The sequence below is a fragment of the Paenibacillus sp. Y916 genome, assembly GCF_056786435.1.
Map to the genome: position 1 here is coordinate 192154 of NZ_JBXCJA010000001.1, position 21191 is coordinate 213344.

At 41.8% G+C, this 21191-nt stretch carries 21 protein-coding genes and 1 other annotated feature; of the genes, 18 read left to right on the top strand and 3 right to left on the bottom strand.

The annotated features are described in order from the left end of the window. Positions 1-49 precede the first annotated feature (49 nt). From yhbY to AC1TO9_RS00875, 7 genes are all read left to right on the top strand, one after another. Positions 50-343, top strand: coding sequence for a ribosome assembly RNA-binding protein YhbY (yhbY, locus tag AC1TO9_RS00845; protein WP_438346921.1), 294 nt, complete (start codon positions 50-52; stop codon positions 341-343). Positions 344-355: 12 nt separating this feature from the next. Continuing rightward, the gene (locus tag AC1TO9_RS00850; RefSeq protein ID WP_482054621.1) at positions 356-946 is read left to right on the top strand and encodes a nicotinate-nucleotide adenylyltransferase; all 591 of its coding nucleotides are present in this window, start codon (positions 356-358) and stop codon (positions 944-946) included. Further along, the gene (gene yqeK, locus AC1TO9_RS00855) at positions 930-1508 is read left to right on the top strand and encodes a bis(5'-nucleosyl)-tetraphosphatase (symmetrical) YqeK (RefSeq protein WP_482058157.1); all 579 of its coding nucleotides are present in this window, start codon (positions 930-932) and stop codon (positions 1506-1508) included. The genes AC1TO9_RS00850 and yqeK overlap by 17 nt, the downstream gene beginning before the upstream one ends. Beyond that, on the top strand, positions 1505-1861 hold the full coding sequence (gene rsfS, locus AC1TO9_RS00860) for a ribosome silencing factor (protein WP_482058158.1): 357 nt from the start codon (positions 1505-1507) through the stop codon (positions 1859-1861). The genes yqeK and rsfS overlap by 4 nt, the downstream gene beginning before the upstream one ends. Continuing rightward, complete coding sequence (locus AC1TO9_RS00865; protein WP_482058159.1) at positions 1858-2766, top strand: CvfB family protein; 909 nt, start codon at positions 1858-1860, stop codon at positions 2764-2766. Before rsfS ends, AC1TO9_RS00865 begins: the two co-directional genes overlap by 4 nt. A gap of 28 nt (positions 2767-2794) precedes the next feature. Beyond that, positions 2795-3565, top strand: coding sequence for a class I SAM-dependent DNA methyltransferase (locus AC1TO9_RS00870; RefSeq protein WP_482058388.1), 771 nt, complete (start codon positions 2795-2797; stop codon positions 3563-3565). Between the two features lie 116 nt (positions 3566-3681). Beyond that, on the top strand, positions 3682-4401 hold the full coding sequence (locus AC1TO9_RS00875) for a 3-ketoacyl-ACP reductase (RefSeq protein ID WP_482058160.1): 720 nt from the start codon (positions 3682-3684) through the stop codon (positions 4399-4401). A gap of 104 nt (positions 4402-4505) precedes the next feature. On the opposite strand, the gene AC1TO9_RS00880 is transcribed toward AC1TO9_RS00875, so the two are convergent. Then, entirely contained in the window at positions 4506-4664 is a 159-nt protein-coding gene (locus AC1TO9_RS00880) for an asparagine synthase (protein ID WP_438346914.1), read from the bottom strand. A gap of 434 nt (positions 4665-5098) precedes the next feature. Beyond that, positions 5099-5369 (top strand) — a binding site (T-box leader). Positions 5370-5460: 91 nt separating this feature from the next. Here AC1TO9_RS00880 and leuS point away from each other — a divergent pair. After that, positions 5461-7902, top strand: a complete 2442-nt coding sequence (leuS, locus tag AC1TO9_RS00885; RefSeq protein WP_482058161.1) for a leucine--tRNA ligase — start codon at positions 5461-5463, stop codon at positions 7900-7902. Here leuS and comER read toward each other — a convergent pair. Continuing rightward, positions 7895-8728, bottom strand: a complete 834-nt coding sequence (comER, locus tag AC1TO9_RS00890; protein WP_482054627.1) for a late competence protein ComER — start codon at positions 8726-8728, stop codon at positions 7895-7897. The two genes, leuS and comER, sit on opposite strands and share 8 nt — an antisense overlap. Before the next feature lie 181 nt (positions 8729-8909). Between comER and AC1TO9_RS00895 the strand changes: the two genes are divergently transcribed. The 6 genes from AC1TO9_RS00895 (at position 8910) to holA (ending at position 15745) form a co-directional block, all read left to right on the top strand. Next, the gene (locus tag AC1TO9_RS00895; RefSeq protein ID WP_482058162.1) at positions 8910-9437 is read left to right on the top strand and encodes a ComEA family DNA-binding protein; all 528 of its coding nucleotides are present in this window, start codon (positions 8910-8912) and stop codon (positions 9435-9437) included. A 34-nt stretch (positions 9438-9471) separates the two neighbouring features. Then, positions 9472-9987 carry a deoxycytidylate deaminase gene (locus AC1TO9_RS00900; protein WP_482058163.1) on the top strand — a complete coding sequence of 172 codons (516 nt, stop codon included), beginning with the start codon at positions 9472-9474 and terminating at the stop codon, positions 9985-9987. Between the two features lie 95 nt (positions 9988-10082). After that, the gene (locus tag AC1TO9_RS00905) at positions 10083-12641 is read left to right on the top strand and encodes a DNA internalization-related competence protein ComEC/Rec2 (RefSeq protein WP_482058164.1); all 2559 of its coding nucleotides are present in this window, start codon (positions 10083-10085) and stop codon (positions 12639-12641) included. Between the two features lie 149 nt (positions 12642-12790). Continuing rightward, positions 12791-13339, top strand: a complete 549-nt coding sequence (locus AC1TO9_RS00910; RefSeq protein ID WP_482054630.1) for an RNA polymerase sigma factor — start codon at positions 12791-12793, stop codon at positions 13337-13339. Beyond that, complete coding sequence (locus tag AC1TO9_RS00915) at positions 13336-14586, top strand: anti-sigma factor family protein (protein WP_482058165.1); 1251 nt, start codon at positions 13336-13338, stop codon at positions 14584-14586. The genes AC1TO9_RS00910 and AC1TO9_RS00915 overlap by 4 nt, the downstream gene beginning before the upstream one ends. A gap of 139 nt (positions 14587-14725) precedes the next feature. Continuing rightward, positions 14726-15745: a DNA polymerase III subunit delta gene (holA, locus tag AC1TO9_RS00920; protein WP_482055222.1), complete on the top strand. Its 1020-nt coding sequence runs from the start codon at positions 14726-14728 to the stop codon at positions 15743-15745. A gap of 82 nt (positions 15746-15827) precedes the next feature. Here holA and rpsT read toward each other — a convergent pair whose 3' ends face one another. After that, the gene (rpsT, locus tag AC1TO9_RS00925; RefSeq protein WP_438346906.1) at positions 15828-16100 is read right to left on the bottom strand and encodes a 30S ribosomal protein S20; all 273 of its coding nucleotides are present in this window, start codon (positions 16098-16100) and stop codon (positions 15828-15830) included. Positions 16101-16255: 155 nt separating this feature from the next. Between rpsT and gpr the strand changes: the two genes are divergently transcribed. The 4 genes from gpr to lepA all read left to right on the top strand — a co-directional run bounded on the left by gpr (position 16256) and on the right by lepA (position 21126). Next, entirely contained in the window at positions 16256-17257 is a 1002-nt protein-coding gene (gene gpr, locus AC1TO9_RS00930) for a GPR endopeptidase (RefSeq protein WP_482054632.1), read from the top strand. Between the two features lie 230 nt (positions 17258-17487). Next, positions 17488-18750: a stage II sporulation protein P gene (locus AC1TO9_RS00935; protein ID WP_482054633.1), complete on the top strand. Its 1263-nt coding sequence runs from the start codon at positions 17488-17490 to the stop codon at positions 18748-18750. A 34-nt stretch (positions 18751-18784) separates the two neighbouring features. Beyond that, positions 18785-19210, top strand: coding sequence for a hypothetical protein (locus AC1TO9_RS00940; RefSeq protein ID WP_482054634.1), 426 nt, complete (start codon positions 18785-18787; stop codon positions 19208-19210). Between the two features lie 101 nt (positions 19211-19311). After that, complete coding sequence (lepA, locus tag AC1TO9_RS00945) at positions 19312-21126, top strand: translation elongation factor 4 (RefSeq protein WP_482054635.1); 1815 nt, start codon at positions 19312-19314, stop codon at positions 21124-21126. Positions 21127-21191: the final 65 nt, after the last annotated feature.

The window sequence follows — 21191 nt, forward strand, 5'->3', positions numbered from 1 at the left end:
AATAATAGAATAATTGAATAGAATTGAATAGAAGGAGTTTGAATATTACATGTTAAACGGAAAGCAGAAACGTTATCTACGTTCACTAGCGCATCATTTGGATCCTGTATTCCAAGTAGGTAAGAATGGAACAAATGATCATTTGATTCGACATATCGTAGAGGCTATTGAGAAGAGAGAACTTATGAAGGTGACAGTTTTGAATACATGCCTTGAGGATCGTGCTGAGATTGGAGCCGAATTGGCTGAGAAGTCTGGCGCTGAGTTGGTTCAGGTTATTGGGAAAGTGATCGTACTTTATAAAGAATCGAAAGATAACAAAGAAATTCAACTGCCTAAATAGGGAGGATTTAGTATGAAGATCGGTATCATGGGGGGGACCTTTGATCCACTTCATATCGGCCACTTGCTTGCAGCGGAATCTGCAAGAGATTCTTATCAACTAGATGAGGTCTGGTTCATGCCAAGCCATATACCACCTCATAAGGATAAGGCAGGGACAACTGGCGAACAAAGGCTAGCTATGGTTGCTGAGGCAATAAAGGATCATCCTTCTTTTCGAACTCTTGATATAGAGGTAAGAAGGGGAGGTATTTCCTACACTATTGATACGATAGAGGAGCTCAAGGCGACCTATACAGAGTTCGACTTCTATTTTATCATAGGAGCGGATATGGTTAACTACTTACCTCATTGGGATCGTATTGAGGATTTATCCAAGCTGATAACGTTTATTGGAGTAGGTCGTCCGGGATCTCCCTTAGCTCTGAACGCGTTACCTTCCTATTTGCAGTCTAAGGTACTATTAGCTGATATGCCACTTATAGATATTTCTTCAACTGACATTAGGGAGAAGGCGGAATCTGGGCATTCCATACGTTATATGGTGCCAGAGCATGTGTATGATTACATCTTAAGGAGCGGGATTTATGGGGTACAGCCGTGAAGAACTAATTGAAGTCGTATCTTCTCAAATGCCTGCTAAACGGTGGCAACATACACAAGGTGTTATGGAGACAGCTGTGAAACTAGCTGAACAATATGGGGCAGATCCTGTGAAAGCTGATTTAGCTGCGATCTTACACGATGTAGCTAAGTATTGGCCTATAGAGAAATTAAGAGGTATTCTTATAGATCATCAGTTATCAAATGAATTGTTACTATATAGTAAGCAGCTTTGGCATGCTGAAGTAGGTGCTTTTGTAGCAAGTCATGATTATGGTATACAGGATATGGAAGTGTTAGATGCCATTCGATATCATACATCTGGTCGGATTGGGATGACTTTATTGGATAAAGTGGTATGCTTGGCTGATTATATCGAACCGGGAAGAGATTTCCCAGGGGTGAATAATATTAGAGAACTAGCTAAGGATAGTTTAGAAGTAGGCCTAATAGCGGGTCTAGATACTACGATTAGCTTATTAGTGTCACGTAGGCAGATTATATTTCCTTTAACCGTATTAGCGCGTAATGATTTAATAAAGAAAATGGAGGCGAATTCATGAATCAGAAATTTATTGAACCTAAGAAATTGTTGGATTTGGTCATATCAGGTGTTCAAGATAAAAAGGCTATGGATGTTGTTGGACTAGACTTAAGAGGGATATCATTAGTTGCCGATTATTTTGTAGTTTGTCACGGTAATTCAGATGTACACGTACAGTCGATTGCTACAGAGATTCGTAAATTAGCTATGGACGCGGGTAGTACTATCCGTGGTATTGAAGGAATGGATAGCGCGCGTTGGGTGCTCATGGATTTAGGAGATGTTATCGTTCATATCTTCCATCGAGATGAACGCGAATTTTATAACATCGAGAAACTATGGTCAGATGCTAAGGTCGTGGAGATCGTATGAGTTTAGTTGCGGGGACAGTTGTCTCGCTTGAAGTAGCTCGTGAAGTATCTCCATACGGATTCTTTTTACATGCGCCTGATTTCGATGTGCTGCTCCATTACACGGAGATTACAACAGAAATAAAACCCGGAGATATCCTTGAAGTGTTTATTTTCTTCGATACAGAAGATCGATTAGCAGCTACGATGAAAAGGCCTCATTTGGTACTAGGAGAACTAGCTAAACTCGTAGTGGCGGATGTTAATCCACGGTTAGGCTGTTTCCTCGAAATGGGACTTGGTCGTCAATTGTTATTACCTATTCGTGAATTGCCAGAGATTAAAGAATTGCACCCACGTGTGGGTGATTCTGTGTTCGTCACGATGGAGCATGATAAACAAGGGCGATTACTTGCTAAGCTTGCCGGAGAGTATGAACTTGATCCACTGACCTTTGCTGCGCCATCTTCATCACTAAACCAATGGGCAAGTGCTACGGTGTATAAACCGCTTCAAATGGGCACATTCGTCATTGTAGACGGTGGGGTCGTCGGATTCGGCATGATTGGTTTAATTCATTCTTCGGAGCGGACTCATATGCTTCGCCTTGGCGAGGAAGTGCAAGTACGTGTCAGTCATATTCGTGAAGATGGACGAGTAAATCTTTCGATGACTCCTTTGAAAGAAATTGGAAGAGATTTGGATGCCGATACATTGTTGACTTTCCTCAAAGAGCGCCCTGGGGGAGGAATGCCTTATTCAGATGCTACACCTCCTGATATCATTAAAGAGAGATTTGGTATTAGTAAATCAGCATTCAAACGAGCGATCGGTAAGTTGTTAAAAGAAGGTCTAATCACGCAAAAGGAAAATTGGACATATCTAGTGAATCCGGAATCGAATACGAATGAGGATGAACCGTCGTAAATTCAAGGAAAGTGTGGTGTCATTCATTATGTCATCCTACCGAAAATTTGCATATGTTTACGATGAGTTAATGGAAGACATGCCATACCCTGACTGGATTCGTTTTGCGCGGACGGCTTGGGAGAAACATGGTATGCCTCATCGTATTGCTGAATTAGGTTGTGGAACGGGCAGTATTACGATACCGTTGGTGAATTCTGGATTTGAAGTCACGGGTATCGATATCTCATCGGATATGTTGTCCGTTGCTCGTGGCAAAATGGAAGGAACTCCACGAGGGAACCGTCTCTTTCGTGAAGGCAGTATACGTTGGGTACAACAGGATATGAGAGAGTGGGAGTTACCAGAGCCAGTGGATTCCGTCATATCTTTTTGTGATTGTATTAACTATCTTGTTGAGGAATCGGATATTACTTCCTTATTCGCTCGTACTTATGAGGGATTAAAACCAGGAGGAACATTCTTATTTGATGTACATCATCCCAATACGATAAAACGTTATGATGAGGAACAGCCGTTTGTGCTTGACGAACGTACTGTTTCTTACATATGGACTTGTGATCTGGATGTGGGACGCTGTGAGATTGAGCATCATTTACGAATCTTCGTGCGTGCTGAACAAGGCGGAGATCAGTATCGTCGTTTCGAGGAAATTCATGTTCAGCGTGCATATGATCCGGAATGGATGAGAGTTGAACTCATCAAGGCAGGATTTCGAGATGTTCATATGTATGCAGACTTTGAATGGGTTGAAGCAGAAGATGATGCACAGAGACTTTTCTATGTAGCAGTTAAATAGACATATAAGGAACAGCCCGACTCTTAGGAGTGGGGCTGTTTGTTTGGTTTCATAAAAGGGCTATGTTAGACTATAGTATCGAGCTTGGCTCGAAGAAACGTTAAGGAGTGAGTGAGATGGAATTGAAGAATAGGACAGCCATTATTACTGGTGCAGGAAAAGGAATCGGTCTAGCAATAGCGACTTCGCTTGCTAAGGAAGGTGTCAATCTTGGTCTAATTGCAAGAACAAAGGCAGATTTAGAAGTACTTCGTGATTCATTAACAGAAGCTTACGGTGTGAAAGTTAGCATTGCAACGGCTGATGTTTCTATAAAGAATGAAGTGGATCAAGCCGTAGGGATATTAAAGGAACAACTTGGTTCGATTGATATATTGGTTAACAATGCAGGGATTGCTGAGTTCGGAACATTATTAGAAATGGATCCTGAAGTGTGGGAAAGAATGATTCAGGTTAACTTAATGGGGACCTATTACATGACGCGGGCTGTACTCCCGGGAATGGTAGAGCAAAACAGTGGTAACATCATTAATATTGCGTCTACTGCTGGTGAGAAGGGGTTTGCAACCGGGTCTGCTTACTGCGCTTCTAAGTTTGCGATGTTGGGGCTTACTGAATCCGTTCTGCAGGAAGTTCGTAAATTTAACATACGTGTTGTTGCTTTAACTCCGAGTACGGTGAATACAGAATTAGCTGTAAATGCCGGCTTGAAAATAAGCGATGAAGATCATATGATGCAGCCAGAAGATCTGGCTGAATTGGCTATTGCAACTTTGAAGCTTCCAGATCGTGTTTTTGTGAAAAGCGCTGGTCTATGGACAACGAACCCACAGTAGAGCATGAATAAACAAGCCTTGGATCCTTTGATCCAAGGCTTGTTCTTGCTATTCTCCATTTGAACCATAAGAGATGGTCTTATGTTTCGCTGTCTTTCCATTCCTCAACGATGTTCAACAAGGTCGATACTTCCCAGGATGATATGTGCTAGACCAAAGCCAAGTACACCATACGCAGCAAGTTTATACTTGCTTCCAAGCATTGCGGCACCTGATGCAGATACGACAGTTCCAAGAACAGCAGGAATCAATCCTTCTCGCATATGAACACTCCCTTAAGTAGTTTTGGAAAGACAATGGGTAGTATTTGTATATGTGATTGGATTTATACATTTCCTGTTCTTATAGTAACAAGAAAATTGATGATCGCTATATTGTACCAGAAAGTCTTCGGAAAAGGACTTCACTTAGGATTGGAGGTAGAAGTGCATGGGCAGTTGTAGAAGATACACTTATTTTAGAGGAAAAGGTGAGGTGGAGAGAAATAGATGCAAAGATACAGTTAAAAAAGGGAAAATAGAGAAAAGTGGGGATTTACCAGTAACTAGATGTACTCTGTGCAACTAAAATTAGCAATTAAGGATATGATGAGGATTTAAATGTACTTCGTACAACTATTGGACTAGGAGTAAGTAGAAGATACACTTGTTGACTTAATATTGTTGGTTCTGTATAATTTGATTCATCAAAATGCATATTTTAAACGTTGATGAGGAGTACTAATTTCGAAATATCATCCAGAGAGCCGGCGGTTGCTGTAAGCCGGTTGATAAATTGAAGTGAACTTGCCTCGGAGTAATGATATGAATATGGAAGGCATTGTCGATCCGGTGACTAAGATCGTCGACTTTTCTATATAGTAAGTATCATCGTCTCACCCGCGTTAAGGGTTCAAAGTGAGTGGAAGACAAAGAATGTATTCCGCTAACTAGGGTGGTACCACGGGAATCAAACCTCTCGTCCCTAGCGATCAAACGCTAAGGATGTAGAGGTTTTTTTGATGGACAAATGAGTTAGATTTAGATCATGTACGCGATTATGAAGGAGGAATAATAAGCCATGAATGAACAGCAACAACAAGGTCAAGGCTATCAACCATTAATTATTGAACCGAAATGGCAGCAATATTGGGATGAACATGAGACATTTAAAACGGGTGAAGATCCAACGAAACCGAAGTTTTACGCTTTGGATATGTTTCCCTATCCATCAGGTGCGGGGCTTCACGTAGGGCATCCTGAGGGTTATACGGCAACAGATATTGTATCACGCTATAAACGGATGAAAGGTTATAACGTTCTTCATCCTATGGGCTGGGATGCTTTCGGGCTACCTGCTGAGCAACATGCTTTAGACACAGGAGAACATCCAAAGGATATCACAGTTAAGAATATTAACAATTTCCGTCGTCAGATTAAATCTCTAGGCTTCTCATATGACTGGGATAGAGAGATTAGTACGACGGATCCGAAGTATTATAAATGGACACAATGGATATTTATCCAGTTATTTAATAAAGGGCTTGCGTATGTAGCTGAAGTGCCTGTCAATTGGTGCCCAGCACTTGGTACGGTACTAGCGAATGAAGAAGTTATTGATGGATTAAGTGAACGTGGAGGTCATCCTGTCGTTCGTAAACCGATGAGACAATGGATGCTCAAGATTACTGAGTATGCAGATCGCTTATTGGAAGATTTAGAGGAGTTAGATTGGTCCGAAAGTATTAAAGATATGCAACGTAATTGGATCGGTAAGTCTAAAGGAGCAGAAGTGAGATTTGATATTCAAGGTCACGATGCAAACTTAGCGGTATTTACAACACGACCAGATACTTTGTTCGGCGCAAGTTATTGTGTTCTAGCTCCTGAGCATGAATTGGTTACCGTTATTACAACACCAGAGCAATTGGCTGCGGTTGAGATCTATAAAACTCAGGCATCGCACAAAAGTGATCTGGAACGGACGGATTTGGCTAAAGATAAATCAGGGGTCTTTACAGGGGCATATGCAGTTAATCCGGTGAATGGTGCAACGATGCCAATCTGGATCGCAGATTATGTTCTTGCAGGATATGGAACGGGAGCTATTATGGCAGTACCAGGTCATGATACTCGTGACTGGGAATTTGCTAAACAGTTCGGATTAGAAATTATAGAAGTAGTTAAAGGCGGGAATATCGAAGAAGAGGCATATAGCGGAGATGGAGAACATGTCAACTCTGATTTGCTTAATGGCTTAAAGAATGAAGAGGCCATGGCAACAATGATTAAATGGCTAGAAGAGAACGGCAAAGGCGAAGGTAAAATCACCTATCGTCTACGTGACTGGTTGTTTAGCCGCCAAAGATATTGGGGAGAGCCTATCCCAATTCTTCATCTAGAAGACGGAACAATGAAGACCGTACCGGTCGATCAATTACCGTTAGTTCTACCAGATGTAGACCAAATCAAGCCATCAGGTACGGGAGAATCACCGCTTGCTAATGTGCTTGACTGGGTAGAGACGATTGATCCTGAGACAGGAATGAAGGCTAGACGTGAGACGAATACAATGCCTCAATGGGCAGGCAGTTGCTGGTATTATCTACGCTTCATTGATCCTCATAACGATGAGGAGCTCTGTTCTAAGGATAAGCAACAACAATGGCTTCCGGTAGACCTATATATCGGTGGAGCAGAACATGCTGTACTTCACTTGCTATACGCACGATTCTGGCATAAGGTGCTATACGATCTTGGTATAGTTGATACCAAAGAACCATTCCATAAGCTCGTAAACCAAGGAATGATTCTAGGTACCAATAATGAGAAAATGAGTAAATCACGTGGAAATGTAGTAAATCCAGATGAAATCGTTGAAAGTCATGGTGCAGATACACTTCGTATATACGAAATGTTTATGGGACCATTAGAAGCTACGAAGCCATGGAGTATGAACGGCGTAGAAGGTAGCCATCGTTTCCTTGCCCGTGTATGGCGACTAATTATTAATGAAGAAGGCAATCTTCAAAGCAAAATTGTTGACGGCGAAGGTAGCGATGAATTTAAACGTGTATGGCATAAAACGATTAAGAAGGTTAGCGAAGATTTGGATAACCTGCGCTTTAATACAGCGATCAGCCAATTGATGATCTTTGTTAATGAAGCTTACAAAACGGAACAATTGCCACGTCAAGCTGTCGAGCAGTTTGTACAGTTGTTGTCCCCAATGGCACCGCACATCTCCGAAGAATTATGGCAGCGCCTTGGGCATGTTGAGAGCATCTCTCTTGTTGAATGGCCAACATTTGACGAAGCCTGGACGGTAGATTCTGAGGTTGAGATTGTTATACAAGTGAACGGAAAAATTGTACAGCGTGCGCTGGTTGCAAAAGATATGGACCAAGAGGCATTGCAAAAGCATAGTCTGTCACTACCTAGCGTGGAGCAAGCTATAGCAGGAAAAAGCATTCGTAAAGTGATTGCTGTTCCAGGGAAATTAGTTAATATTGTGGTCAGTTAATTTCAGGTCGACCGAACAATTTATCTAACTCCTTTACATCTTCATCATATTTATGATGGGTTGTAGTAATTAGCTGGTGGAATACACCATCTAGGTTGTGATTTAATTGAAGTAAAGCTTGAGCGGTAATTCCGCCAGGGACGGCGATTAGTTCTTGTAGCTGGAGTGGCGTTAACCCACCTTGGGTTAATAGCTTACCTGTTCCTAGTATCATCTCACTGGCAAGACAGGTGACTTCTTCACGGGAACTGCCTGTCATCTCTATGGCAGCATCGATCCATTTAGATAAGAAGAAGCTCATAAAAGCAGGGCCACAACTAGAAAAATCTGAGTTAATGCGTGCCTGTGATTCTTTTATTTCCAACGGTTTGCTGAATGAAGAGAGTAGATCATGCAGAAATTGCTTATCTTTCTCTTCGATTCGGCTTCCATACATAACTAATGAAGCACCACTACCGACCTTATGAGTTACGCTTGGAATGACTTTGGCGATCTTACAACATAGACTACTCTCCAAATGTGCCAGTTGCACAGGGCTAGTAATAGATATGACTAGTTGGTTCGGTCGAAGGTCATTTTTAATTTCTTGAATTAATGAAGGGAATTGAAGAGGTTTAACACAAATGAATAGAACATCACTACATCTTACAGTCTGAATATTATTGCGACATACATTTAGTCCTTCATGGCGCTCAGAGAGTGCAAGGGACTTCTTTATTGTACGGTTACTTATGAATAGTTGTTGAGGTTGAAGTGCTCCGAAATGAATGAAAGCATCTAATAAAGTGCTTCCCATACTGCCGGTTCCAATCAATCCTACCTTCATCAGAACATTTCCTCCTTTCAAAGTTATATTAATGACATAATCCTACTTCATAATATATGCGCTAGTACCTTTGCCTCATGACGAAATAACAGATCTGATCAAGTAATTTTATTTATCTTAAGATGATTCTGTCGAAATGTTGTGTTGTTATTCAAATCTAATGTGATAGAGGTGCATTGTGATGAGACGTATACATAAGGGGGTCTATGTTGTGGTTGCCCTATTAAGTAGCGGTTATATTGTATTGTCTGGTGTGGGGGGGAAAGACGGTATTGAGGATTGGGAACCGTTGAACTTGCAAATAGCGCAAGCATTGGGAGAAGATAATGAGACCGAAACTTTGAAACAAGAGCCGCAGACAGGTATGTCGAATAAAGTTTCAGCAATAAAGAATGAGGGTGTCGTTAACTCGTCATCTTCTGATCCAATAGTCGATGTGGACAAGCAGGAGGTTCTAGAAGTTGCTACTAATGAGACAAGTCTACCTACAGCGGTGTCGTCTGAAGTTTCAAATAACAATAAAATAAACGTGAATACAGCTGGGTTGTCACAATTAAAGGAACTTCCAGGTATAGGAGAAAAAAAGGCACAGGCGATATTGGATTATCGCAATGAAAAGGGTTCCTTTCGGAAAATAACTGATCTCGTTAATGTGAAAGGAATTGGAGAAAAAATGTTGGAGAAAATAACTCCATATGTAGAACTATAGGTTAATATGAAAGTATAAAATGGAGGGGAATAAGATGACAGATACACGTAAAGACTGGGATACGTATTTCATGGATATCGCTTATATGGTATCTACTCGTTCTCGTTGTGCTCGTCGACATGTAGGTGCTGTACTTGTTCAAGGGAAGAAACTACTGGGGACAGCGTATAATGGAGCACCAATGGGCATGCCGGATTGTTCTGAGGCTGGTTGTATGATAGCAGAGGATGTATCCCTGGTCTATGTGGATGGGGAAGAGAAAATGATTAGGAAACAACGTTGTATTCGAACGATTCATGCTGAACAGAACTTATTGCTTTTTACTGATCGTGTTGATCGAGAGGGTAGTACAGTTTATGTCACAGATGAACCCTGTTGGACCTGTGCAAATATGCTGGCAAATAGTGGGGTCGTTGAAATTGTATTTCATCGTTCCTATCCTAAAGATACAGATAAGGTAACATCTATGATGCATAGCAAAGGCATTATTTTTCGCCAGTTACAATCCTTTGAACCCCCTGGAGATACGATAACAATTGTAACGAACTAAATATATAAGTTCACAATATTGGAGAAAGAATCTCCTTTGCGACGATCATCGCAAAGGAGATTCTTTTTATTTTCTAAATAAGGAATGTGATATGGATGCAGGGTAGACCCTTGTTGTTATGTACTCTATGCTGGGTTGTTGGAAGCAGCGTTGCTTGCCTATATTCAGGTTATAGACTTGGTTGGTTATGGATAGGGATGACGGTATTACTACTAGCTTTTAAGATGCTTCTAAAAAAGAGGTGGGGAGTCGTTCTAATGATGTGGACGGCAATTACCCTTTCAGGTGGATACTGGGAATGGCATGATCATACTAACGTAACGTCATTGGCTTCTGCTGTGCAACAGGATATAACCGGACTTTCTGAGATGAGCGTCGACGCAGAGGGTATGATTGTAACGACGGTGATAGTAGATGGGGATCGAGCAGATATGAACGTCAATTTATCTGAAATAAACTCATCAGTCGTATCGGAGACCGTGCTAGTACAGGTGAAGCTTCTGACGAAGGAGGAGCAGCAAGAGGTCGGGAAATGGCAGCGTGGTGATACCATTAAGTTAAGTGGTTCTCTTGAAGTTCCAGCAGTTGCTCGTAATTATGATGGTTTCGACTATAGAAATTATTTACGAACGAAAGAAATACATTGGATCATGAAGGTAAAAGGAGTACAGAACACAGCAGTTGTGGCACCGACTTCTTGGAGTGTGATGTCGTTATTTCGCGTGAATGATCTGTTAAGAGAGAAGATGGCATCCAAGATCGATGAATTGTTCCACGAGCCTCACGCTGGATATATGAAAGGTCTGATCATTGGGATGCAAGATGATGTAGACCCTGCGACGTATGGTCAATTCTCTCAATTAGGATTAACACATATATTGGCTGTATCAGGTACTCATGTGGCTGTATATGTTGCGTGCTTAATGATTCTGCTATCGTTGTTCAGACTTTCCCGTGAAACAGTACTTACAATCGTTATTCTGCTAGTCCCTTGCTATGTTCTTCTAACAGGGTTCAGTCCCTCTGTTGTTCGTTCTGGTATCATGAGCATGATTACTCTTTATGCAGTAAGACAAGGGTTGTTGAAAGACGGGCTTCACATTATTAGTGCTGCGGCCCTCCTGATGTTAATATGGAATCCCTACTTATTATTAAATGTTAGTTTTCAACTTTCCTTTATCGTTACACTAGGTCTGATCATATATGTGCCACTAGTCATGTCAATGCTGACACGGTTGCCCCGTAAATTTGCAGGTGCATTAGGAGTGACTGTCATCGCTCAGCTGACGTCTTTTCCACTGACTATATATTATTTCAACCAATTCTCCTTACTATCTGTCGTGGCTAATCTACTGTTGGTTCCACTCATCTCTTTTTTAGTCATGCCACTGGGGATGGCTTCTTTAGCAATCGGTTCGATATGGGTATCCGCAGGGAGGTGTCTAGCCTGGGTTGCAGAATGGCTCGATAACATTACCTTTACGGTAGTAGAATGGATGAATATGCACCCAGTGTTCATAATGATATGGCCATCACCCTCTATATTATGGATCTGTAGTTATTATGTTTTATTGTATGTTCTACTTAGATTAACGGATTTATGGGTACAACATGCTCAATCCTCTCCAATGTCTGTTGATGATACCGTCCCACTTGAAGATGTACCTGATTGTCAGCGACGGAAACCAGAAGCACGATGTAGCAAGATTACATGGAAGCAGTTCATTGTTGCCCCACTATTGCTCATATTTATATTTTTATTATATATTGGGTACCAACCAGAGCCATTGAATGGAGCTGGACTAGTATCATTTCTGGATGTTGGTCAAGGGGATAGTATTCTTATTACAACACCTAAAGGGAAAAATATTCTTGTGGATGGTGGAGGTACCGTAAGTTTCAGGAAGCCAGAGGACTCTTGGAAGAATCGTAAAGTCCCTTTCGAAGTGGGAGAAAAAGTGGTTGTGCCATTGTTGAAAAAACGAGGTATCCATCATCTTGATGCTGTAGTGCTTAGCCATGGGGATCAGGATCATATAGGTGGTTTACAGGCTGTTTTGGAGCATATTCCAGTGAAAGCTTTAGTATTTAATGGTACACTTACAAATACGGCTACAATGGAAAAGTTACTATTAACGGCTCTAGTAAAAGAGATACCCATTTATGCTGTTCATCATACGATGGTGATGCAACCTGATGAGTACACGGAGATGACATTTCTATCACCTGAAATGACACAAGATGAGCAAATGGAGTTGCCTGTAGTAAAGGATCAGAATCATTCATCCCTAGTATTTATGCTCGATATGAATGGTATCCGTGTGTTATTAACTGGGGATATGGATATAGCAAGTGAGAAGAATATACTGAGGAATGAAGCCAGTGTGGCAACTGTATTAGAGGGAGCCGATATTATTAAAATTGCCCATCATGGTAGTAAAACATCAACTTCTGAAGAATGGCTAGCTCGTTGGCAGGCAACAGCTGCAGTTATTTCTGCGGGGGTCAACAATTCTTATGGTCATCCTAGACCTGAAGTGCTTGATCGGATTACTGAACATGGTATGGACATCTTTCGTACGGATCAGCAAGGAGAGATTCAAATGAAGTTCCATTTGAATCACAAAGTATGGGTCAGAAATAAATTAAAGTAGGCTGAAATTGGATTTCCTTGTTTATTAGGGTTGAACTCCGGATCGTACTCTTGTAAGATTCGCATAGAAGTCTTTTTACTATTTAAAAAAAATGCAACAATTTGCTGGTCTTACACGTCAGTAAGATTACAGGGAGAGGGGGATCCTTTGTGGTAGAGCTTGGACTCATAAGAGCCGCTCAATCGGGCGATCGCGACGCTCTAATTACCCTATTACGTGATATTGAACAACATGTATATCGCACTGCCTATTATATCCTAAATAATGAACAAGATGCTTTGGATGCTGCACAGGAGGCATTAATCCGTATCTATACTCGAATTGACTCCTATGAAGAAAAGGCGAAATTTAAAACATGGGTACAACGGATTGTGACCAATATATGTATTGATAAGTTCAGGCGTAATAAGCCAACGGTATCCATAGATGAGCATGAATTTGATTTTGAAGATAAACAGGATGTCGAGCATTTAGTTCTGTCCTCTTATGTGGCGGAAGACATTCGAGAGGCTATCAATCAACTTCCAGAGCATCATAGAAATGTTATTGTGTTGAGGTACATACAGGATCTTTCATATAATGAAATTTCTGAATGTTTGGATCTTCCATTAAACACGGTGAAATCATATTTATTTAGGGCAAGAAAACAATTACAGGGCATGCTACAAGAGTATCAGAAAGGAGGTGTGTCAGGATGAGATGTACAGGGGTGGTAGAATCGATGCACCGATATTTGGATAACGACCTTAATGAAGAAGAGGTGGCAGAAATGTTGGGACATATTGCTGGTTGTCAACAATGTGCAGAAGCCTTTCGTACGCTGAAGGCTCTAACCCAGGAACTAGAGAAACTTCCGCTCGTCGTACCCAAATATAGTTTGGTGGATGCTATTATGCCTCAACTTGATGCACTGGATCGTGCCCGCCTTGAGAAGGCGGCTTCCGAAGAGATTCAACCCGCAGAGATGATTCCAGTAGCATATATGAATAAGCGGAAGAAACGCTACCCTACAACGGGAGTTACAAGAACATTGATCGGGGTTGCGGCTGCGGTAGGGATTTTAGGTGTAGCTATTTATAGTTATTCTCCACAACAGTTATCAGATGCGCAGGTCCAATATAAAGAATCAGATTCTACAAGGATGGAATCAACCATGAGTGCGGAAGACGGAGCTATGTCTATGAAGAATAGTACGGCGAGTAATGCTGCTACGACTACTGCGAATGATTCAGGCGCTGTAGCAAATAGAGACTTGTCACCTGCTGAGGGTGTGAAGGATGAACTTGGCACTCCATCACCGGAACCTGCCGAATTAGAACAAGATACAGTGGCCTTATCACCTGAGAATTCGGAGAAAGGGAAATCAAGTGAACCGTTAATAAGTGATAAGAAAGTGGTAGCCTCGGATTCAACTAAGCAGGATCAACAAGATCAGGATTTAAATCTGACTTCAAATCCAACTTCAGAAGCTGTGGATGAACCATCTATTGCTAGGATGGAACAAACAGACATATTGGATTCTTCAGAGAAGGCTTTGGAAGATGAAGTGGCAATGGGTGACCGAGCCAGTGAACCTTTACAAGCATTGATTGTAGATCCTGTTCCAAATAAGCAACGTATTATGGATGATATTACAGGATTCAGTAGCCATGTAGCTATAGCTCCAGAGACTGCTTCAGCATCTATTTCATTGGATTCACCTGATGGGACATTGACTGCCGTTCTGGAGAATCAGAATCTCGAGAAACAGAAGTTGGCGATATATAGAGTGTCTGTTGGAAATGTAAGTGAAAAGAACGTTATTCAAAGTATTGATCTAGTGGGAACTTGGGTAATGGGTGAGTGGTCGATGGACAGTACCGTGTTTACGTACCAAATAGAGCTCGACGGCAAAACGTCAGTCTATACTTACTCCCATGTAGCTGAAGTTGTGACTACCCCATAATATAGATTTGGAATGGACGGCCGGAGAGAAGGAGCCCTGAGTGAAGACTCGAGGTTCCTTTGTTGTGGTTGGAAAGCCCTTTTTTTGATAGAATCATTCTAGGGATCATGTATAGAGAGGAAAGAGGGGGGGATTTATCATCGATATTAAGACAGCGACCAAAGCGATCAAACAAGGGGATGTATCTCCTGTATATTTACTTTATGGATCGGAGAAATATCAAATAAAGAAGTTTAGTTCTTTATTGGTGGATCAATTAATTGAAAAGGAAGACCGCGATTTCGCCATTGTGAACTATGATTTAGCAGAAACTCCAATACAGGTTGTTATTGAAGAAGCAGAGACATTACCTTTTATGGTGCCGCGCAAGTTAATATTTGTTCGAGATGCATCTATCTTTACTGCTGGTAAAGAGGGTGGAAAAATAGAACATCGAATTGAAGCGCTATTGGAGTATTTGAAGAATCCTGCCGAATATAGCATCCTTATATTTCTGGTGTATCACGATAAATTAGATGAACGGAAGAAGGTCGTCAAGGCGCTGAAGGCTGCGAGTGTTGTCCTATCATTTGCTTCGCTAGGGGGCGATGAACTATTAGGATGGATTGCAAAGGAGACGAAGCAGAGAGGGTGTACTCTAGCAGCAGGAGCGGCTGAGATCCTTATTAGAAACGCGGGGACACAGCTTCAGAAGTTGTCATCCGAACTAGACAAGCTCTGTATATATTCAGGTGAAGGTGGAACGATAGAGTGTGATACGGTGGAGCAGTTAGTTGCACGTAGCACAGAGCAGAATGTCTTTTCCCTTGTTGAGAATATTGCTAATTTGAGGTTAGAACAAGCGTTGAGTATCTTTTATGAACTACTCAAGCAGCGGGAAGAGCCGATTAAGATTGCGGCACTCATTACAAGACAGTTTCGTATGGTTCTACAAGTGAAGGAATTGACGGGGCAAAGTTATTCCCAAGCGCAAATTGCTTCGCAGCTTGGGCTTCATCCTTATGCGGTTAAAATTGCAGGTGAACAAGCGCGCAAGTTCAAATTTGAAGATTTGAGGCGAATATTAAGCAGACTTGCAGATTTAGATTACCACATGAAGACGGGACGAATAGATAAGGTCCTTGGTTTAGAACTATTCTTACTTCGAGTAGGCGACTAGGTGCTACATAGGAATGATAAAAAGTCCTGATCAGCTTACCTGCTGTTCAGGACTTTTGCATCTGTCGTATGAATAGCGCTTCTTATGCTTGAGCATTAAGAGCGTTAAGTTTTTTCGCCAAGCGTGATTTCTTGCGAGCAGCTGCATTCTTGTGGATCAAGCCTTTAGTTACAGCTTTATCCAACTTTTTGGAAGCCAATTGAATAGCAGCATTTGCACCTTCAACTTCATTATTTACCAGCGCGTTGTCAGCAGCTTTAACAGCTGTACGAAGAGCGGATTTTTGGGAAGCATTGAGCGCATGACGTTTGTCATTTGCTTTCACACGTTTGATAGCGGATTTAATATTTGGCATTGCATTCACCTCCTGAAAGACATTCGATAGATCGACATGATTCACAACTTAAAATATTTTAGCATGTGATACATTAAAAAGCAATACTTATAGTGTATAAACAACCTCCTTCTCTCGCACACTATCAGTAGGAAGAAGCAGGAGGTGGAAATAGGATGACATTAGATTTGCAAAATTACAGTGTTCGAACAGATCTTGCTTTAGATGCGAAGGAAATGGCGGAATCAAGATACAGCGCCCCTATTTCAGGTGTAGATGAAGAAGTCACGGAGAATGATGGAATTAAAGTCACTCGCTTAAATGTACTTAACGAAGAAGGATCGAAGATGATTGGTCGCGTGAAGGGTCACTATGTGACGATTGAAGTACCTGGACTACGTGGTGGTGATACAGGATTGCAAGGAAGAGTAGCTGAGGTGTTTGCTCAAGAGTTTGAAGATTTCCTCACATTGATTGGTATACAAAAGACTAGTTCTGTCTTGGTTGTCGGTCTTGGGAACTGGAATGTGACTCCGGATTCTCTTGGGCCACTCGTCGTAGAGAATATATTAGTCACACGTCACTATTTCGAATTGGTACCTGATCAGGTTGCTCCAGGATACCGTCAATTGAGCGCGATTGCCCCTGGTGTACTTGGTGTAACAGGTATTGAATCAAGTGAAATTGTACAAGGCATTATAGATCGTACGAAACCAGATCTGATTATTGCTGTGGATGCACTAGCATCCAGATCACTTGAAAGGGTCAACACTACGATCCAAATTGCTGATATTGGTATCCATCCCGGATCGGGTATTGGTAATAAGCGACGTGGATTAACTAAGGAAGTATTAGGTGTTCCGTGCGTTGCTATTGGAGTACCTACAGTTTGTTACGCATCTACGATCGTAAATAATGCCATCGACTTGATGAAGAAGCATCTTGATCGGGAAACAGATCATACGAAAGAAATTATGGGGATGCTAGATGATATGCCCGAAGGAGAGCGGCTGGCCTTAGTTAAAGAAGTGCTAGAGCCTCTCGGACACGACCTAATTGTGACGCCTAAGGAAATTGATGAGTTTATAGAAGACATGGCCAATATCGTTGCTACTGGTCTAAATGCAGCTCTGCATGAAGCGGTTGATCCTACGAACGTTGGAGCTTATACACACTGATTCATTGGTGTAGGGTAACGTGGTTGGGAAGCATAAGCTCCCTTCCCAACCACGTTAGTATCTTTCGCAGCATCCTTAGATAGGCTCGTTCTTCAGTATATGACCTTCTTAAATTACGACATCAACTCCCCAAACAAGGACGCCGAAAGGCGTTTTTCTTAATTTTTGGTTCTAGTAAATCTCTCAAGTTCATAGATTTAGAGTATAAGAGAGTTCAGGAGGACATTAGAATGAAAAAAGAGTGGTTTCAAATTTGGAATATACACAAATGGAGAGCTAAATGGCTGTCGATTCTAACAATGGGACGCACATTCATAGTTTTGATGTTGAGTTCAATCGTTTTTTTCATATTACTAGGTCTTGGAGGTATGGCAGAGCAGAGACTTAATTCATCTCCGGTGGCATCTATGAAGGGCTTCGCATCATCCCTAACAAGTGAACTTTTCATGGATATGTTGAGTATGGAAATGCCCCATTTAAATAAAGGTAAAGAATCATCTCCACTTTCTGGCGAGAAAATGGGTACATTCGTATTTCAATTGCTAACAAGTGTAAATCTTCGGGATCCTAAAACGCTGTTGGCAAGGGAGTTGCCTGGTATGGATAGTAATAATCCCGTTCTACTCCGAAGTGCGTCTGGAAATAAGAACATGGAAGCCCCCAAAGATTATCATCCTGATGCTACTACAGCTGTAGCGAGTGCAAAATCTCAAGAAGGCATCATTATTCAAGGTCCAGTTATCAAGCCAAGTGAGATTGCGAATCCGGAAAATCTGCTACCACCAACAAAGACAGAGACTCCCACTGTTGAGAACAGTGAAATTCTAATCTATCATTCGCATCCTCGTGAAGCTTTTAATCCATTACTAGGAACAGTTAGTACTAATCCTAGTTCAGAGATGCCTACCAAAAATGTGATGCAAGTAGGGGCGTTTATAGCTAAGGAGCTTAAGGCAAAAGGAATAGGTACGATACATCTTCAGGATGATTATCCAACTTATATAAAAGAATACAATTGGAACTATTCTTATAAATATTCTCGTGAAGCTGTTAAAGAGGCCATTGGACAAAATGAAAAAATAACATATTTACTCGATATTCATCGCGATTCTGCGCGACATGAGAAGACGACAACCGTAATTAAAGGTGTAAGTTATGCTCAAATGTATTTCATTATTGGCCATGCGAATAAGAACTGGCGCCAAAACGAAGCTTACGCAAATGCCATTCATAAGAAACTGGAAGCTGCTTATCCTGGTATTTCTCGAGGCATTTGGGGGAAAACAGCAGAACAGGGCAATGGTGAATACAATCAGTCCCTATCCCCTAATAGCATTGTCATTGAAATCGGTGGAGTTGATAACACCAATGAGGAACTGGAGCGTACATCTCGTATTCTGGCTGGCATTATAGCGGATGTATATTTCGAAGATCAGAAGGCGAAGAAAGCAAGCACTGTGACATCTGAAATAAGTACAAATAACGGTGGTTAAAATGCGAATTCAATAGATGAAGGAGGAATCGAAGATGTCTCGTTTTAGCAAAAGGCTGTGGGTTATTGGGATATGGGCTGGTATAGGTATTCTTGTGGGGATGCAGTTTGCTAGTCCCAATAGGCCTACGGCTCCCAAGCAGAGTGTAGTGGCTAATACGAACTCCATACAGGAGGTTACCTTGCCGTTGCCCCAAATTAATTCCAATCCGGGTGTAGCAGGTACGTATACCATTACATTCCAACCGGTTATGCCAGATACGCAGTCTAGTGAGGTTTCTATACAGGAGAAGGCGACGGTTACGGACTATGCAGATAAAACACCACAGGAAATATTGATACCCGAGAGTTCAAAATCGTCAGTGGATGTTTTGGCGGATAAAACAGCGAACCTATTACAAAAGGGATCTCAAGAGGGCATACGTTTCGTCGTATCTCTATTCAGTTCCATCACAGAATAAGTGTGATGTTATCGAGTAATTATTTGCCTGGCATTGCCCGTCTAATCTACAACTGTTATAATGAGGTGATTGAAACATCAGGCTGTTTGTGGGGGTAACGAATGAAGGACGTATTTGAGAGACAAAAGAAAATTCGTAATTTTAGTATCATTGCCCATATAGACCATGGTAAATCTACCTTGGCTGACCGTATTCTAGAGTATACTGGCGCATTGTCTTCCCGCCAAATGCAGGAGCAAGTGCTGGATAAGATGGACCTTGAACGCGAGCGGGGAATTACGATTAAGTTACAGGCCGTTAATTTATTATATCGTGCCGACGATGGTGAAGAATATATTCTAAACTTAATTGACACACCGGGGCACGTAGATTTTACGTATGAAGTATCTCGAAGTCTAGCAGCCTGTGAAGGCGCATTGCTCATCGTAGATGCTGCACAGGGAATTGAGGCTCAGACCCTCGCGAATGTCTATTTAGCACTGGATAACAACTTGGAGATCTTACCTGTTATTAACAAGATTGATCTACCTAACGCAGATCCAGAACGCGTAAGACAGGAAATTGAGGATGTTATTGGGTTGGATGCAAGCGAAGCTGTACTAGCTTCAGCGAAGGCAGGCATTGGTATCAAGGAAATTTTGGAGCAGATCGTAAAGCAGGTTCCATCTCCGGTGGGAGATCCAGAACAACCGTTGAAAGCTTTGATCTTTGACTCGCATTATGACCCATATAAGGGCGTTATCGTCTATATCCGTGTAGTGGATGGGAGTATAAAAGCAGGATCCCAGATTAAGATGATGGCAACTAACAAAACGTTTGAAGTCATCGAGGTTGGTGCCTTCATGCCTAGCATGACCATCGTGGATGAGCTGAAAGTGGGAGATGTCGGCTTTATCATTGCCGGGATTAAGCATGTAGGGGATACACGTGTAGGGGATACAGTAACTAGTCTGAAGAATCCGACAGCAGAAGCGCTACCGGGATATCGGACAATCAATCCGATGGTATATTGCGGTCTGTATCCGATTGAGACATCGGAATATGTCGATTTACGGGAAGCACTAGAGAAGCTTCAGCTAAATGATGCATCTCTCAGTTTTGAACCCGAGTCATCGAGTGCACTTGGCTTTGGATTCCGTTGTGGATTCTTAGGGTTACTTCATATGGAGATCATTCAAGAGCGAATTGAGCGTGAATTCAATATCCCGCTGATCACAACTGCACCGAGTGTTATCTATCGGATCGCAATGACCAATGGGGATTTGATTCAGATTGATAACCCATCTAATTATCCGGAGCTTAGTAAAATTGATCATGTGGAAGAACCTTATGTTAAGGCATCCATCATCGTACCGAATGATTATGTAGGAATGGTTATGGAGCTGTGCCAGAACAAACGTGGAGAGTTCGTTAATATGGAGTACTTAGACGCTAATCGTGTTACGATCATTTATGAAGTTCCACTCTCGGAAATTGTCTATGATTTCTTTGATAAGTTAAAGTCCGGTACGAAGGGGTATGCATCTTTCGACTATGAAATATCCGGATACCGTAGATCGAATCTTGTCAAAATGGATATCATGCTTAACAATGAGCAAGTGGATGCACTTTCATTCATCGTTCACCGGGATCGCTCATTCAATCGTGGACGTGTTATTTGTGAAAAGCTACGTGAAATTATTCCTCGTCAAATGTTCGAGGTACCTATTCAAGCTACAGTCGGAACGAAAGTCGTTGCGCGGGAAACAGTAAGAGCTATGCGCAAAAACGTATTGGCTAAATGTTATGGCGGAGATATTTCACGGAAACGGAAGCTGCTTGAGAAGCAGAAAGAAGGTAAGAAGCGCATGAAGCAGGTCGGAAGCGTTGAAGTTCCGCAGGAAGCATTTATGGCGGTATTGAAAGTCGACGACTGATCAGCTGAAGTATGTTATATGTATATAGAGTGAAACTATTTACAGGGGGGCCGCTGCGGCCCCCC